Annotated in this window: 12 protein-coding genes; 3 read left to right on the forward strand and 9 right to left on the reverse strand. The window is 63.5% G+C overall.

The annotated features are described in order from the left end of the window. Positions 1-3: 3 nt before the first annotated feature. Positions 4-1,236: a 3-methyl-2-oxobutanoate dehydrogenase (2-methylpropanoyl-transferring) subunit alpha gene (locus tag FJ527_RS10075; protein ID WP_140618175.1), complete on the reverse strand. Its 1,233-nt coding sequence runs from the start codon at positions 1,234-1,236 to the stop codon at positions 4-6. A 572-nt stretch (positions 1,237-1,808) separates the two neighbouring features. Between FJ527_RS10075 and holA the strand changes: the two genes are divergently transcribed. Then, positions 1,809-2,852, forward strand: coding sequence for a DNA polymerase III subunit delta (holA, locus tag FJ527_RS10080; protein ID WP_140822957.1), 1,044 nt, complete (start codon positions 1,809-1,811; stop codon positions 2,850-2,852). Between the two features lie 154 nt (positions 2,853-3,006). Here the strand turns inward: holA and FJ527_RS10085 are convergent, their stop codons facing one another. The 5 genes from FJ527_RS10085 to mnmE all read right to left on the reverse strand — a co-directional run bounded on the left by FJ527_RS10085 (position 3,007) and on the right by mnmE (position 8,850). Then, positions 3,007-3,891 carry a ParB/RepB/Spo0J family partition protein gene (locus FJ527_RS10085; RefSeq protein WP_140618171.1) on the reverse strand — a complete coding sequence of 295 codons (885 nt, stop codon included), beginning with the start codon at positions 3,889-3,891 and terminating at the stop codon, positions 3,007-3,009. Positions 3,892-3,958: 67 nt separating this feature from the next. Then, positions 3,959-4,759, reverse strand: coding sequence for a ParA family protein (locus tag FJ527_RS10090; RefSeq protein ID WP_031251964.1), 801 nt, complete (start codon positions 4,757-4,759; stop codon positions 3,959-3,961). A 55-nt stretch (positions 4,760-4,814) separates the two neighbouring features. Continuing rightward, complete coding sequence (gene rsmG, locus FJ527_RS10095; RefSeq protein WP_140822959.1) at positions 4,815-5,447, reverse strand: 16S rRNA (guanine(527)-N(7))-methyltransferase RsmG; 633 nt, start codon at positions 5,445-5,447, stop codon at positions 4,815-4,817. Next, positions 5,444-7,327 carry a tRNA uridine-5-carboxymethylaminomethyl(34) synthesis enzyme MnmG gene (mnmG, locus tag FJ527_RS10100; RefSeq protein ID WP_140822961.1) on the reverse strand — a complete coding sequence of 628 codons (1,884 nt, stop codon included), beginning with the start codon at positions 7,325-7,327 and terminating at the stop codon, positions 5,444-5,446. The genes rsmG and mnmG overlap by 4 nt, the downstream gene beginning before the upstream one ends. Before the next feature lie 194 nt (positions 7,328-7,521). Further along, positions 7,522-8,850, reverse strand: a complete 1,329-nt coding sequence (gene mnmE, locus FJ527_RS10105; RefSeq protein ID WP_140822963.1) for a tRNA uridine-5-carboxymethylaminomethyl(34) synthesis GTPase MnmE — start codon at positions 8,848-8,850, stop codon at positions 7,522-7,524. 72 nt (positions 8,851-8,922) lie between these two features. Between mnmE and FJ527_RS10110 the strand changes: the two genes are divergently transcribed. Further along, positions 8,923-10,941, forward strand: a complete 2,019-nt coding sequence (locus tag FJ527_RS10110; RefSeq protein WP_140823084.1) for a thioredoxin domain-containing protein — start codon at positions 8,923-8,925, stop codon at positions 10,939-10,941. Between the two features lie 58 nt (positions 10,942-10,999). Here FJ527_RS10110 and rho read toward each other — a convergent pair whose 3' ends face one another. From rho to hemE, 3 genes are all read right to left on the reverse strand, one after another. Beyond that, positions 11,000-12,265, reverse strand: a complete 1,266-nt coding sequence (gene rho, locus FJ527_RS10115; protein ID WP_015314810.1) for a transcription termination factor Rho — start codon at positions 12,263-12,265, stop codon at positions 11,000-11,002. 165 nt (positions 12,266-12,430) lie between these two features. After that, complete coding sequence (gene hemJ / locus FJ527_RS10120; protein ID WP_140822965.1) at positions 12,431-12,967, reverse strand: protoporphyrinogen oxidase HemJ; 537 nt, start codon at positions 12,965-12,967, stop codon at positions 12,431-12,433. Then, positions 12,967-13,998, reverse strand: coding sequence for a uroporphyrinogen decarboxylase (gene hemE / locus FJ527_RS10125; protein WP_140822966.1), 1,032 nt, complete (start codon positions 13,996-13,998; stop codon positions 12,967-12,969). Before hemE ends, hemJ begins: the two co-directional genes overlap by 1 nt. Before the next feature lie 404 nt (positions 13,999-14,402). Between hemE and FJ527_RS10130 the strand changes: the two genes are divergently transcribed. Beyond that, on the forward strand, positions 14,403-15,224 hold the full coding sequence (locus FJ527_RS10130; protein WP_140822968.1) for a pyruvate, water dikinase regulatory protein: 822 nt from the start codon (positions 14,403-14,405) through the stop codon (positions 15,222-15,224). Positions 15,225-15,238: the final 14 nt, after the last annotated feature.

Here is a 15,238-nt window from a genome sequence, read left to right on the forward strand (position 1 = left end):
GGCTCAGACTCCCGCCTGCTGGCGCTGGCGCCTGAGATGCGGCGGCATCTCGGCAAACACACCCTCGAACATCTCGCGTGTCGACGGCTTGCCGCCGGCATGCAGCGTGCCGTGGCTTTCCGCTTCCTTCTGCGCCGCGATCACCGTGTCGAGGATTTCGGCCTCGGCCTGCGCATGCCGTTCGTCCGACCAGACACCGAGCTTGATGAGATGGTTCTTCAGCCGCACGACCGGGTCGCCGAGCGGCCAGGCGTCGGACTCGGTCTTCGGCCGGTAGGCGGAGGGATCGTCCGAGCTCGAATGGGCGCCGGCGCGGTAGGTGACATATTCGACCAGCGTCGGCCCGAGGTTGTCCCGCGCCCTTGTCGCCGCCCATTTGGCCACCGCGTGCACGGCCAGATAGTCATTGCCGTCGACGCGCAGCGACGGGATGCCGAAGCCGAGCCCCCGGGCCGCGAAGGTGCCGGAGCCGCCGCGCGCGATGCCCTGAAAAGTCGAGATCGCCCACTGGTTGTTGACGACATTGAGCACCACCGGCGCCTTGTAGGTGGAGGCGAACACCAGCGCCGAATGGAAATCGGATTCCGCCGTCGAGCCGTCGCCGATCCAGGCCGCGGCGATCCTGGAATCGTTGGAGATCGCCGATGCCATCGCCCAGCCGACCGCCTGGATATACTGCGTGGCCAGATTGCCCGAGATCGAGAAAAAGCCGTGCTCCTTCGACGAATACATGATCGGCAACTGCCGGCCCTTCAGCGGATCGGCCTCGTTGGAATAGATCTGGTTCATCATCGTGACCATCGGATAGCCGTCGGCGATCAGCAGGCCGGCCTGGCGATAGGTCGGGAAATTCATGTCGCCGGGGCTGAGCGCCTTGCGGAAGGCGCAGCTCACCGCTTCCTCGCCGAGATGCTGCATGTAGAAGGAGGTCTTGCCCTGGCGCTGCGCCATCTGCATGCGCGCATCGAAGGTGCGCAGCGTCATCATGTTGCGCAGGCCTTCCAGCAATTCCTCGCTGGACAGCAGCCCGGCCCACGGCCCGACGGCCTCGCCATTGCGGTTCAGCACCCGGATGATCGAAAACGCCATGTCGCGGATGGTGCGCGGATCGACGTCGATATCGGGGCGTGGCACGGAGCCGGCCTCGGCGATGGTCACATTGGAGAAATCAGGCGTCCCGCCCGGCCGCACTTCCGGCTCCGGAACGTGAAACCGCAACATCCCAGCATCGGCCATGACCTCAAGTCCTCCAATGTTGTCTGGCAGGGATATTTGCATATCCGCGCCGCCAGTGCGAATGCGTCGGGGTGTCGGTTCCGGCCGCGCCGACCGATCCGGCCTCCCCCGCTCAAGATGAAGATATGTCCGCGAAATTTCTTGTCGATGTTGGGCGGCCGCACGCAATTTGGCGCATGGTTGTGCCGTGTTTGTCGCCAGATAAAGTGATTGGCTGGCGAGACTTGGCTCCACGCCTCCTTTTGTGCCTCCGCGAGCAGGGGAAATTGGGGTTTCGCCAGCCTTGGCGCCCTTCCTCTCCCCCGTCGATCGGGGGAGAGGTGGCGAGCGCAGCTCGACGGAGTGGGGGGCGACCTGGCTCGGGCGTTATCTCGAGCCGGGACGACGCCTCGCCCTGATTGAGGCGCTGTGATGAGTGCCAGTGCCTGCGGATTTGAGGACCGGCTTCCCCCACTCCGTCCCGGCTTCGCCGGGCCACCTCTCCCCCCTCCGGAGGGAGAGGAATGGGCCAAGGTTGGCGATCCGAGCTGGAAGCCGTTCACTCCATCCCCGCATCATGCTAACCACCCTCCATGGCACAGAAGAAGGCATACGAGGTCGACGGTTGGCTGGCGCGGCCTGATCCGCGCATCTCGATCGTCCTGCTTTATGGCCCCGATCGCGGCCTTGTCTCCGAGCGGGCGAAGGCATTTGCCGGAAAGACCGGCCTGCCGCTCGACGACCCGTTCTCGGTGGTCAGGCTCGAGGGTTCGGAGGTCGATCGCGACGAGGGCCGCCTGCTCGACGAGGCCCGCACCGTGCCGATGTTTTCCGACCGGCGGCTGCTCTGGGTGCGCAATGCCAGCGGCCAGAAGGCGCTGGCCGACGACGTCAAGGCACTGACGGCGGAGCCGATGCGCGACGCCATCATTCTCATTGAGGCCGGCGATCTGAAGAAAGGCGTCGGGCTGCGCGCCGTGGTCGAGGGCGCGGACAATGCCATGGCGCTGCCTTGCTACGCCGATGAGGCCCGTGACATCGACACGGTCATCGACGACGAACTGCGCAAGGCCGGCATGGCGATGACACTGGAGGCGCGGCAGGCGCTGCGCCGCAATCTCGGTGGCGACCGGCTGGCCTCGCGCGGCGAGATCGAAAAACTCGTCCTCTACGCCCACGGCCTGAAGGAGATCGGGCTGGAAGAGGTGAGAGCCATGTCCGGCGACGTGTCTGGCGCCTCTTACGACGATGCCGTCGACGCGCTGCTCGAAGGCAAGGTCGGCGACTTCGACACCGCTTTCACGCGCCACTGCCAGGGCGGCGGGCAGCCCTTCCAAGTGCTGTCCTCGGCGATGCGGCAGCTCCAGCAGATCCAGGTCATGCGCGGCCAGATGGAGACCGGCGGCCGCAACGCCGCTTCCGTCGTTGCCGCCGCGCGCCCGCCGGTCTTTTTCTCCAGGCGCAAGCTGGTGGAGAAGACCCTGGAGCGCTGGAACAGCGAAGCGCTCGGCCGCGCGCTGACCCGGTTGCATCAGGCCGTGCTGCAGACGCGGCGGCGCCCCGACCTGTCCGTCGCGCTCGCAAGGCAGGCGCTGCTCGGCATCGCGGTGGAAAGCGCCAGGCTGGCGCAGCGGTAGAGAAATTGGCCGCCGGCGTCGCAGAAAGGCGCCGGCGTCGCACACCCAGCCTCTTCTCCCCGTCTCTATACGGGGAGAAGGTCCCGGCAGGGGGATGAGGGGCGGCGCCGATCGTCGGGAACAACGCTGTGTCGCGTAATTTGCCGGCTAAGCGTTAATCCTGCTTCAGCCGCCTGCACAGCTCGTCGAGCTGTTCCAGGCTGCGATAGGCGACCCGCAGCACCCCGCCCTTGCCCTTGTGGTCGACGGTGACGATCATGCCGGTCGTGTCGGTGAGCAGCTTTTCCAGCGCCAGCGTGTCGGCGTCCTTTTCGGCGGCAGGCGCGGCTGGTTTGGTACCGTTGGAACTGGCGCCGGCCGGCATCTGCGCCAGCGCTTCGGCCTGGCGCACGGAAAGTCCCTCCTCGACGATGCGCTTGGCGAGGCCCGCCGGATCCTCCGCCGTCACCAGCGTGCGGGCGTGGCCCGCCGACAGCGCGCCATCGACCAGCATGTCGCGGATCACGTCGGGAAGCTTCAACAATCTCAACGTGTTGGCGACATGGCTGCGGCTCTTGCCGATGACCTGGCCAAGATCGGCCTGGGTGTAGCCATGGTCGTCGATGAGCTGCTGGTAACCCTGCGCTTCTTCGACCGGATTGAGGTCGGCGCGCTGGACGTTCTCGATGATCGCCAGTTCCAGCGCGGTGCGGTCGTTGACGTCGCGGATGATGACCGGGATCTCGGTCAGGCCGGCGCGCTGCGCCGCCCGCCAGCGCCGCTCGCCGGCAATGATCTCGTAGCGGCCGGCCTGCGTCGGCGAAGGCCGCGCCACGACCGGCTGCACCACGCCATGTTCGCGGATCGACTGGGCAAGGTCGGTCAGTTCGGCATCGCCGAAATGCCGGCGCGGATTTTTCGGATTGGCGCTGATGAACTCGATCGGCACCTTGCCGTCGGCGCTCATGCCGGGCTTTTCCGGGGCCGCCGGGCGATCGATCTCGCCGATCAGTGCTGCCAGTCCGCGACCCAGTCTTTTCCTCGATAGATCTTCGCTCATCTTTATTCCACGTCTATTTCAGATCGTTTCGGTATCGAATCGGCTGTTAAGTGTGCATCGGTTCTAATCAAGCAGCGCGCAATTTACGCTCGCGGCGGATCACTTCGGAGGCCAATTGCAGATAGGCCTGGCTGCCCGAGCATTTCAGGTCATAGAGAATTGCCGGCTTGCCATAGGACGGGGCTTCGGACACCCGGACATTGCGCGGAATGATCGTCTCATAAACCTTGTCGCCCATATGCTCGCGCACGTCCTGCACCACCTGGTTGGCGAGATTGTTGCGGCCGTCATACATGGTCAGCACGATGCCCTGGATGGTGAGGTCCGGATTGATCGAGCGACGCACCTGCTCGACCGTTTCGAGCAGCTGGCTGAGACCCTCCAGCGCGAAGAACTCGCATTGCAGCGGCACGAGAACGGAATCGGCCGCCGCCATTGAATTCAAGGTCAAAAGATTGAGCGAGGGCGGGCAATCGATCAACACATAGCCGAAGGGCGCCCCGCGCTCGGTCGCGGCACGCAGCGCGTTGCGCAGCTTCAGCACCCGGTCCGGTGCCGAGGCGATCTCCATCTCAATGCCGAGCAGGTCCAGCGTCGAAGGCACGATGGAAAGGCCGGGCACCGCGGTCGGAATGGCGGCGGCTTCCAGATCCAGTTCGCCCGTCAGCACATCGTAGGACGAGACCGTCCGGTCCTTGCGGTCGATGCCGAGGCCGGTGCTGGCATTGCCTTGCGGGTCGAGGTCGACGATCAGCACTTTCTCGCCGATTGCCGCCAGCGCGGTGGCCAAATTGATGGCGGTGGTGGTCTTGCCGACGCCGCCCTTCTGGTTGGCTACGGTGATGATTCGAGGGCCGTTCTTCATCATGGGTCTATGCCAGAAATTCATCTTTGGGTCGCCGAACACTCAGACCCGTCTCGGTTCAGGCAGGTCGCACATTGGACAATTCGAGGATGACGCCGCTGGCGTCGGTCACGCTTGGATGTTCTACCAGATCGAAGGTCCACCGGTTAACGGTTTCTTGCACTTCGGCACGATAATCCCGGCCTTTGTGGAACAGCGCCCGCGCGCCCGAGGCCAGCCATGGGGCCGACAGGTCCAGCAGCACCGAAAGCGGTGCCAGCGCCCGTGCGGTGACGATTTCCGGCTTCGAAACAAGCACATGGCTGTCCTCGATGCGGCGCGCCACGACCCGCGCCGGCAGGCTGAACTGCCCGACGACGGTCTGCAGGAACGAAGCTTTCTTGCGGTTGCTTTCGACCAGATCGATGCTGGCGCCCGGGCGGTCGCCGAGCAGAAAGGCCATGACAAGCCCGGGAAATCCGCCACCAGAACCGATGTCGACCCAATGCATGGCATCGGGCTCTATCCCAGCAAGTTGCGCGCTGTCCAGAATGTGGCGCTGCCAGACATCGCCCGAGGTCGACTGCGCCACGAGATTGATGCTGCGGTTCCATTTCTGGAATATCGCTTCGAACGCCACCAGGCGATCGAATGTTTCACGTGAAACCGGGCCGGCGGCCTCCTGCAGGCGCTCGCGAGAGAAGGAACTCACGCAACATCCCTCTGCTCGGCTTTCCGCACCGATTCCCAATGCCGGACATGCGCGACGATGATCGCCAACGCCGCCGGCGTCATGCCTTCCATGCGCTGCGCCTCCGCGATGGAGCGCGGCCGCCGCGCCTGCATCTTCTGCTTCAGCTCATTGGACAGGCCAGGCACGCCGGCAAAATCGACGCTGTCCGGGATCAGCCGGCTCTCTTCACGCCGGATCTGCGCGACATCGGTGCTCTGGCGATCCAGATAAACCGAATATTTCGCTTCCGTTTCGAGCCGCTCCGCAGTCCTGGCATCGACGTCGTGAAATTTCGGTTCAACCCCAGCCAGCCAAGCCACATCAACACCGGGATAGGCCAGCAGTTCAAAGCCGGACCGGCGCACGCCGTCGCGATTGATCTCCAAACCGTGCCGTGCCGCCTCGTTCGGCGTCATGGTCAACGAAAGCGCCATCTCGCGCGCTTCATCCAGCCGCTGCATGACATCGCCATAACGCTGCATCCGCTCCGGCGAGGCGATCCCCAGCGTCTGCGCCAGCGGCGTCAGCCGCTCATCGGCATTGTCGGCGCGCAGCGAGAGCCGGAACTCGGCCCGCGAGGTGAACATCCGATAGGGTTCGCTGATGCCGCGACTGGTCAGATCATCGACCATCACACCAATATAGGCCTGGGTGCGGCTGAGCACGACCGGTGCGCCGCCCGCCGCCCGCTGCGCCGCATTGAGGCCGGCGAGCAGGCCCTGCCCGGCGGCCTCTTCATAACCGGTCGTGCCGTTGATCTGCCCGGCCAGAAAAAGCCCGCCAACGCGCCTGGTTTCAAGTGTGGGATGCAGTTCGCGCGGATCGACATGATCATATTCGATGGCATAGCCAGGCTGCAGCATGGCCGCATGCTCCAAACCGGGAATAGTCTTCAATATCTCCAGCTGAACGTCCTCGGGCAGCGAGGTCGAAATGCCGTTGGGATAGACGGTGTGGTCGTCGAGCCCCTCCGGCTCGAGGAAGATCTGGTGCCCGTCCCGGTCGCCGAACTTGACGATCTTGTCCTCGATCGACGGGCAATAACGCGGCCCAACCCCTTCGATCGAGCCGGAATACATGGCCGAGCGGCCAAGATAGGCGCGGATCAGCTCATGCGTGGCTGTGGTCGTACGGGTGATGCCGCAATCGATCTGCTGCGTCACGATGCGGTCGGTCATCAGCGAGAACGGTACGGGATTCTCATCCGCCACCTGGCTTTCCAAAGACGCCCAATCGATGGTTCGTCCGTCCAGTCGCGGCGGCGTGCCGGTCTTGAGCCGCCCGAGCTTAAAGCCGGCGCGGTCCATCGTTGCCGACAGGCCCATGCTGGCCTTCTCGTTCATGCGGCCCGCGACGATCTTCTTTTCACCGATGTGAATGAGTCCGCGCAGGAAGGTTCCCGTCGTCAGCACCACGGCGCCGCAGGCAAGCCGGCGGCCCTCAGCCAGGAGAACCGCCGCGATCTTTCCATCGGAGATCTCGAAATCGAGAACTTCGCCCTCGACGATCTCAAGATCGTTCTGCTGCCGAATCGCTTCCTGCATGGCAAGGCGATAGAGTTTTCTGTCGGCCTGCGTGCGCGGGCCGCGCACCGCCGGACCCTTGCGGCGGTTGAGCAGGCGGAACTGAATGCCGGCCGCGTCCGCCACACGGCCCATCAGCCCGTCCATGGCGTCGATCTCGCGCACCAGGTGCCCCTTGCCGAGCCCACCGATGGCAGGGTTGCACGACATCACGCCGATCGTGTCGAAACGCAGCGTCACCAACGCGGTGCTCGCGCCAGCCCGCGCGGCGGCGCTGGCCGCCTCGCAACCCGCATGGCCGCCGCCCACCACAACCACATCATAGTGATCGGTCATTCCATATAGGTCCCGGACTCAAAGAAGATGAGCGACACATGTCCCCGCGAGGCGGGACTGTCAAGAAAACTTCCGCACAGGCGTTTCACGTGAAACAGCGAAACCCCACTTTTATCGGCGTTTCACTTGAATCACCGCCTGATTGTTTCACGTGAGTCAGCACGAGCTTCGGCAGCCATCATGTTTCACGTGAGTCATTTTCCTATGCAGAACTGGGAAAAGATCACGTCGAGCAAGTCTTCGACGTCCACCGCGCCCACTATCCGTCCCAGGCGATCCGCTGCCAGGCGCAGCTCTTCGGCGCGCAATTCCTGAGGCATGCGTTCACCGGCGGCGCGGTGCAGATGCCGGTTCGCCGCGTCGAGCAACTCGACATGGCGTAGCCGTGACGGCAGCACATCGCCGCTAACGCCGGCCGCCTCGGCAGCGCGGCGACCGATCTCCGCCAGCAATCCATCCACACCCGTCCCGTCGACCACCGATAAACCAAACTCGTAGCGCCCAGTTGCATCCTGGGTCGCTCTCCTATCGAGCAGGTCGAGCTTGGTGCCGACGCGCAATGCCGGCGTCGACATCGGCAGCGGACCGGCGTCCTTGGGGTCCGCGGCGTCCTCGAGCAGCAGCAGCAGATCGGCGCGATCCGCCTTGGCTCTTGCCTTCTCGATGCCGATCGCCTCGATTTTGCCAGGCGCTTCCCGCAACCCGGCCGTGTCGGTCAGTCGGACACGCAAGCCTCGGAGATCCAGCACCACCTCCAGCAAATCTCGGGTGGTGCCGGGTTCATCCGTTACAATAGCGGCATCGCGCCGCGCCAAGGCATTGAACAGGCTGGACTTGCCGGCATTGGGCGCGCCGAGAATGACGACTTCGAAGCCGTCGCGGATGATCTCGGCGGCATGGAAGCCGGCAATGTGGCGGTCGATCTCCGATATCATCGACCTCACATCGGACCAAACCGTATCCGAAACGGAACCCGGTACATCGTCTTCATCGGCGAAGTCGATTTCGGCCTCGATCATGGCCCGCGCATGGATCAGGCGCCGACGCCAGCCGAGGTAGAGCGCGCTCTGCGCGCCCCCGGCGTTCTGGATGGCAAAACGCCGCTGCGCCTCGGTTTCAGCATTGACGAGGTCGGCCAGCGCCTCAGTCTCGACCAGATCGACCTTGCCGTTGAAGAAGGCGCGGCGCGTGAATTCCCCCGGCTCGGCATGCCTGACGCCGTCGAAACCAGCGATCGTTTCCAGTATCCTGGCCACCACGGCACGCCCGCCATGAACATGGAACTCGGCGACATCCTCGCCGGTGAAGCTCGCCGGACCGGGAAAGAACAGAACCAGGCCGTTATCGAGCACGGTTCCATCTGGAGCCCTGAACCTACGCAGGACCGCGGATCGTGCCTTAACCATGCCGCCGGCGATCGTTTCGATTACGAATCGAGTTTGCGGGCCGGATATGCGCAACACCGCAACGCCGGCCGGAAGCCGGCCGCTCGACAGCGCCACGATAGAATCGCCTGAAATCATTTGCCCGCTCTACCGAACCGCCCTAGCTTTCGCCTCATCACCGTCCCGGATTGCTCCTGAAAGTTGGCCATTGTGACATTGCCCGCGCAAAACCTGCTTGCCGAAGAGGCCAGCCCCTATCTGCAGCAGCACAGCGGCAATCCCGTGCATTGGCGCGGATGGTCACCGGCGTCGCTCGAGGAGGCAAAAGCCCTGGACAGGCCAATCCTGCTCTCCATCGGCTATGCCGCCTGCCACTGGTGCCATGTCATGGCCCATGAAAGCTTCGAGAATGACGACGTCGCCGCCGTCATGAACCGTCTGTTCGTCAATATCAAGGTCGACCGGGAGGAGCGCCCCGACATCGACCAGATCTATATGGCGGCCCTGTCCTCGATGGGCGAGCAAGGCGGCTGGCCGCTGACCATGTTCCTGACCCCCGATGGCAAACCGTTCTGGGGCGGCACCTATTTCCCGCGCGAGCCGCGCTATGGCCGTCCGGGGTTCATCCAGGTGATGGAAGCGGTCGACAAGGCATGGCGCGAGAAACGGGCAAGCCTGCACCAGAGCGCCGACGGCCTGACTTCGCATGTCGAGGCGCGGCTCTCGGCCACGCATTCCAAGGCACTTCTCGATCGCGATATGCTGTCCGACCTTGCCGGCCGCGTCAGTGGCATGATCGACCGCGACCGCGGCGGCCTCGCCGGCGCGCCGAAATTCCCGAACGCGCCGTTCATGCAGACGCTGTGGTTGTCCTGGCTGCGCGACGGCAATGCCGCGCATCGCGACGACGTCCTCGTCAGCCTCGAACATATGCTGAGCGGCGGCATCTACGATCACATCGGCGGCGGGCTCAGCCGCTACTCGACGGACGCCGAATGGCTGGTGCCCCATTTCGAGAAGATGCTCTACGACAATGCGCAGCTCATCCGCTTCTGCAACTGGGCCCTCGCGGCGACCGGCAATGATTTGTTCCGGGTCCGAATCGAGGACACGGTCGACTGGCTACTGCGCGAAATGCGTGTCGAAGGCGGCGCCTTCGCCGCCAGCCTCGATGCCGATAGCGATGGCGAGGAAGGCCTGTTCTACACCTGGAGCACGGGGGAGATCGAATCTGTTCTTGGAGACGATTCAACCTTGTTTTTCAACTACTTCAGTCTTTCCAGCCCGCCCGGATGGGAAGGTAAGCCGGTGCTCCATCAGACCCTCTCCCAGCAGGCGTTTGGTGTTGCCGACCGGGAGCGGCTTGTCCCGCTCAAGACAAGCCTTCTCACTGTCCGGGAACAACGCGTCAGGCCGGGCCTGGACGCAAAGACCCTTACCGACTGGAACGGCCTGATGATCGCCGCCCTCGCCGAGGCGGGTCGTTCGCTGGCGCGACCGGATTGGATCGAGGCCGCGGCCAAGGCCTTTGCCCATATCGGCAAAGCCGGCCGCGACGGTCGCTTGCCGCATTCCATGCTTGGTGTCCGGAAACTGTTTCCCGCACTGTCGAGCGACTATGCCGGCATGACCAACGCGGCGATCTCGCTGTTCGAGGCCACTGAGGACTGGAGCTATGTCGAGCAGGCCAGCCAGTTCCTTGAACAGCTCGACCATTGGCACGCCGACGCGGAAGGCACGGGTTACTATCTGACCGCCTCGGACAGCACCGACGTGCCGATCCGCATCCGGGGCGATGTCGACGAGGCCATCCCCTCGGCCACCAGCCAGATTATCGAGGCGCAGGTCCGGCTGGCTTCTATTACCGGCAACCTCGACTTGCAGGAGAAGGCGTGGAAAACGGCCGAGCATGCTGCCGGCCGAGCGGCGCACCAGGCCTATGGCCAGGCGGGTATCGTCAATGCCTGCGCGCTTGCCCTCGAGCCGCTGAAACTGGTCATCGTGGACGGGCTGGAGGATCCGAAGCTCATTCCGGTGGCGAATCGAAACCCAGATCCGCGTCGCGTCGATATCGTGGTACCAATCGGTACGGCGGCGAATCGACCCTTGCTCCCCGGCGGAATCCTGCCTCCGACCAACCGGCCCGGCGCCTGGTTGTGCACCGGCCAGGTCTGCCTGCCGGTGGTTACGGATGCTGACGAATTGGAAGGATTGTTGCGGCGAAAGTGATTCGTCATCCTCGGGCTTGATCCGAGGATGACGAAGATAAGGCTCTGCCGCGCCTCGATTACGTGTTCATCGAATCGAAGAAATCGCCGTTGGTCTTGGTCTGCTTCAGCTTGTCGATCAGGAACTCGATCGCGTCGGTGGTTCCCATCGGCGCCAGGATGCGGCGCAGCACGAAGATCTTCTGCAGGTCCTGGCGCGACACCAGCAGGTCTTCCTTGCGGGTGCCGGATTTGAGGATGTCGATGGCCGGATAGATGCGCTTGTCCGCCACCTTGCGGTCGAGCTGGATTTCGCAGTTGCCGGTGCCCTTGAACTCTTCGAAGATGACTTCGTCCATGCGGCTGCCGGTGTCGATCAGCGCGGTGGCGATGATGGTGAGGGAGCCGCCTTCCTCGATGTTGCGCGCGGCGCCGAAGAAACGCTTTGGGCGCTGCAGCGCATTGGCGTCGACACCACCGGTCAGCACCTTGCCGGAGGACGGCACGACGGTGTTGTAGGCGCGGCCCAGGCGAGTGATCGAATCCAGAAGGATCACCACATCGCGGCCGTGCTCGACCAGCCGCTTGGCCTTCTCGATGACCATTTCGGCGACCTGGACGTGGCGCACCGCCGGCTCGTCGAAGGTCGAGGAGATGACTTCGCCTTTGACCGAACGCTGCATATCGGTGACTTCCTCGGGCCGCTCGTCGATCAGCAGCACGATTAGGTAGCATTCCGGATGATTGGCGGTGATCGAGTGCGCGATGTTCTGCAACAGCACCGTCTTGCCGGTGCGCGGCTGTGCGTTGATCAGCGCGCGCTGGCCCTTGCCGATCGGCGCCACCAGGTCGATGACGCGAGGCGAGATGTCCTTGCCGGGCGGATTGTCGACCTCCATCTTCAGCCGCGAGGTCGGGTAGAGCGGCGTCAGATTGTCGAAGTGGATCTTGTGGCGGATCTTTTCGGGATCGTCGAAATTGATCGTGTTGACCTTGAGCAGCGCGAAATAGCGCTCGCCCTCCTTCGGGCTGCGGATAGGCCCTTCGACCGTATCGCCGGTCTTCAGCGAAAAGCGCCGGATCTGCGACGGCGAGATGTAGATGTCGTCGGGACCTGGCAGATAGTTGGCATTGGCGGAGCGCAGGAAGCCAAAACCGTCCTGCAGCACCTCGACCACGCCGTCACCGATGATCTCGATGTCCTGGGCGGCGAGCTTCTTCAGGATCGCGAACATCAGTTCCTGCTTGCGCATGACGCTGGCGTTCTCGACCTCGAGCGATTCGGCATAAGCGATCAGCTCTGGCGGCTTCTTGTTCTTGAACTCGGTGAGTTTCATTTCTTGCATTAGACGGACTCTGGGTAGGCTTTGGGGGAAAGATCGGCGGGATGCGACAAATGCCGGGCGCGGCCGAAAGCAATGACGGGCGGCGCATGACGGGAAGGAAGACCCGTCTTGTATCGTCGGTCGGCTGAAAGAGCAAGCCGCCTTTTGAGCGGGTCCGATGAAGTCTCAGAAGGGCTTCACGACGACCAGGATCACGATTGCGATCATCAGCAATGTGGGGATCTCATTGACGATCCGCCAGTGCCTTGCCGGTCTTTCGTTGCGGTCCTCGGCGAATTTGCGCACCGCGCCGGCCAGATAGCCGTGAATGCCCGACAAAATCAGCACCAGGCCGATCTTGGCATGCAGCCAGCCGCCCTGGAACGCAAAGATCTTCCAGGCCAGCCACAGCCCGAACACCCAGGTGAGGATCATCGCCGGATTGATGATGCCGCGCAGCAGACGCCGCTCCATCACCTTGAAAGTCTCCGACTGCACGGAGCCTTTCTGCGCATCGACGTGATAGACGAACAGCCGCGGCAGATAAAGCATCCCAGCCATCCAGGAGATGACGGCGAGGATATGGATCGCCTTTGCCCAGGGATAGAAGCTTTCGGGCGCGAAGAAAAACAAAAGCACGGTGAGAACGATCAGGACAGCGATGCCAACGACCATGCGCTTCACCGCCTGGCCGGTGCTGTTGGTGTTATCTCTGTCAGCCATCAGCGTGCGGCGCTCCGAACCTGTTTCACCATCGCCTCGACATGCGCCACCGGCGTCTCCGGCGTGATGCCGTGGCCGAGATTGAAGATCAGCGGCCCATTCCCCAGCGCCTGGAGGATCGCCTCGACGCCATCGGCCAACGCCTGCCCGCCGGCTACCAGCCGCAACGGATCGAGATTGCCCTGGACGGCGCCTTGCCGCTGCAACGCCTTCGCGGCCTCCAGCGGCACCGTCCAGTCGATGCCCAGCCCTGTCACGCCGGTCTTCTCGCGGTAGCTCTGGTAGCGGGCGCCGGCGCCCTTGGGAAAACCGATGATCGGCACCTCGGGATGGACCGCCCGAACCTGCCTGACGATCTCGGCCACCGGCTCGACGCAGAAGCGTTCGAACGAGGCATCGTCGAGCACCCCCGACCAGGAATCGAAAATCTGCACGACATCCGCCCCGGCCTCGATCTGCCGGATCAGATAGGACGCCGAATGGTCGGCGAGCACTTTCAGCAGCTGCCGAAACGCCGCCGGCTCGCGGTAGGCGAACAGCCGCGCCGGCGCCTGGTCCGGGGTGCCGTGGCCGGCGATCATATAGGTCGCCACCGTCCACGGCGCGCCGCAAAAGCCGATCAGCGTCGTTTCGTCGGGCAATTTCGCCCGCAGCCGGCGAAGCGTCTCGTAGACCGGTTCGAGATTCACGTGAAACACATCGCTTCCCAGCGCCGGAATCTCGACCGCCGAAATCGGCGTCAGCAGCGGCCCACGTCCTTCCTCGAAGCGCACGTCGCGGCCAAGCGCATGGGGAACGACAAGGATATCCGAAAACACGATCGAAGCGTCGAAGCCAAAGCGCTCGATCGGCTGCAGTGTCACTTCCACGGCAAGCTCGGGATCGTAGCAGAGATCAAGGAACGAGCCGGCCCGTCTCCGCGTCTCACGGTATTCCGGCAGATAGCGCCCGGCCTGTCGCATCATCCAGAGCGGAGGAGGAAACACCGCCTCGCCTTTCAGCACATCCAGCATGATCCGTCTTGCAGGCATCGAGCGCTCGCCTCTCCCGGCTTCCTCTTAATCAAATATCTTATTTTAAAAGAGTCTTCTGATTCTAAGAGTCTGTTGGTTGTGGTGGTTGTCACCTGTCCCGCTTTGGCCGCCAAAACGCCAGCAAGCATATTGTCGCGCACTCCCGATCGCGGCTGGCAGGGTTCTGGGGACAATCAGGAATCCGCTACTGGAGTCAATGCGCTAGGTCTGATGCCCTGGAGACCTGCCCTGTGGACGAGCAAAAGGCAAAATGCTTCGTCCACGGACTTGTCCCCAGCCGCCCGGAGAAGCTGACAGCGCATCGAATTGTGGACAAACCGGCATCTGATACAGTCGCCTCCGGCCGGCCCGTCGGCCCGTCCGATCTTATCCACATCCGCCCACAGCCCCAGGTGATCCCTGTGAACAAACCCCAGAGCTTCTTCCACCTGCATCTGATTTCCGATGCCACGGGCGAAACCCTGCTCGCCGCCGGCCGGGCGGCTTCAGCGCAATACAAGGATGCACGGGCCATCGAGCACATCTATCCGCTCATCCGCACCGAAAAGCAGATAGCCAAGGTCTTCGAGGACATAGAGGAGGAGCCGGGCATCATCCTTTACACGGTGGTCGACCAGAAGCTGGCACGCGGCATCGACGAACGCTGCGCGGCCATGGGCCTGCCCTGCGTGTCCGTGCTGGAGCCGGTGCTGACGGTCTTCCAGTCCTATTTGGGGACGCCGGCCGGCCGCCGCGTCGGCGCCCAGCATGTTCTCGATGCCGAATATTTCCGGCGCATCGATGCGCTCAACTTCACCATGGACCATGATGACGGACAGCTGCCGGCAAACATGGATGACGCCGATGTCGTGCTGATCGGCATATCGCGCACCTCGAAGACGCCGACCAGCATCTATCTCGCCAACCGCGGCATCAAGACCGCCAACATCCCGATCGTGCTCGGCGTGCCGGTGCCAGAAAGCCTGATCAACGCCAGGGCGCCGCTGGTCGTCGGGCTGATCGCCACCGCCGAGCGCATCTCGCATGTGCGCCAGAACCGCATCCTCGGCAATTCGAGCACCTATGTGCCAACCGAGTATGTCGACCGCGCCGCCATCAACGAGGAACTCGCCTATGCCCGCCAGATCTGCACCCGCCACGGCTGGCCGATGATCGACGTAAGCCGCCGCTCGATCGAGGAAACGGCGGCGGCGATCGTTGCCCTGCGGGGGAAGAACAGATAATTGGAACCGTGCGC

The organism is Mesorhizobium sp. B2-4-18, assembly GCF_006441385.1.
GTDB classification, from domain to species: Bacteria; Pseudomonadota; Alphaproteobacteria; order Rhizobiales; family Rhizobiaceae; genus Mesorhizobium; species Mesorhizobium australicum.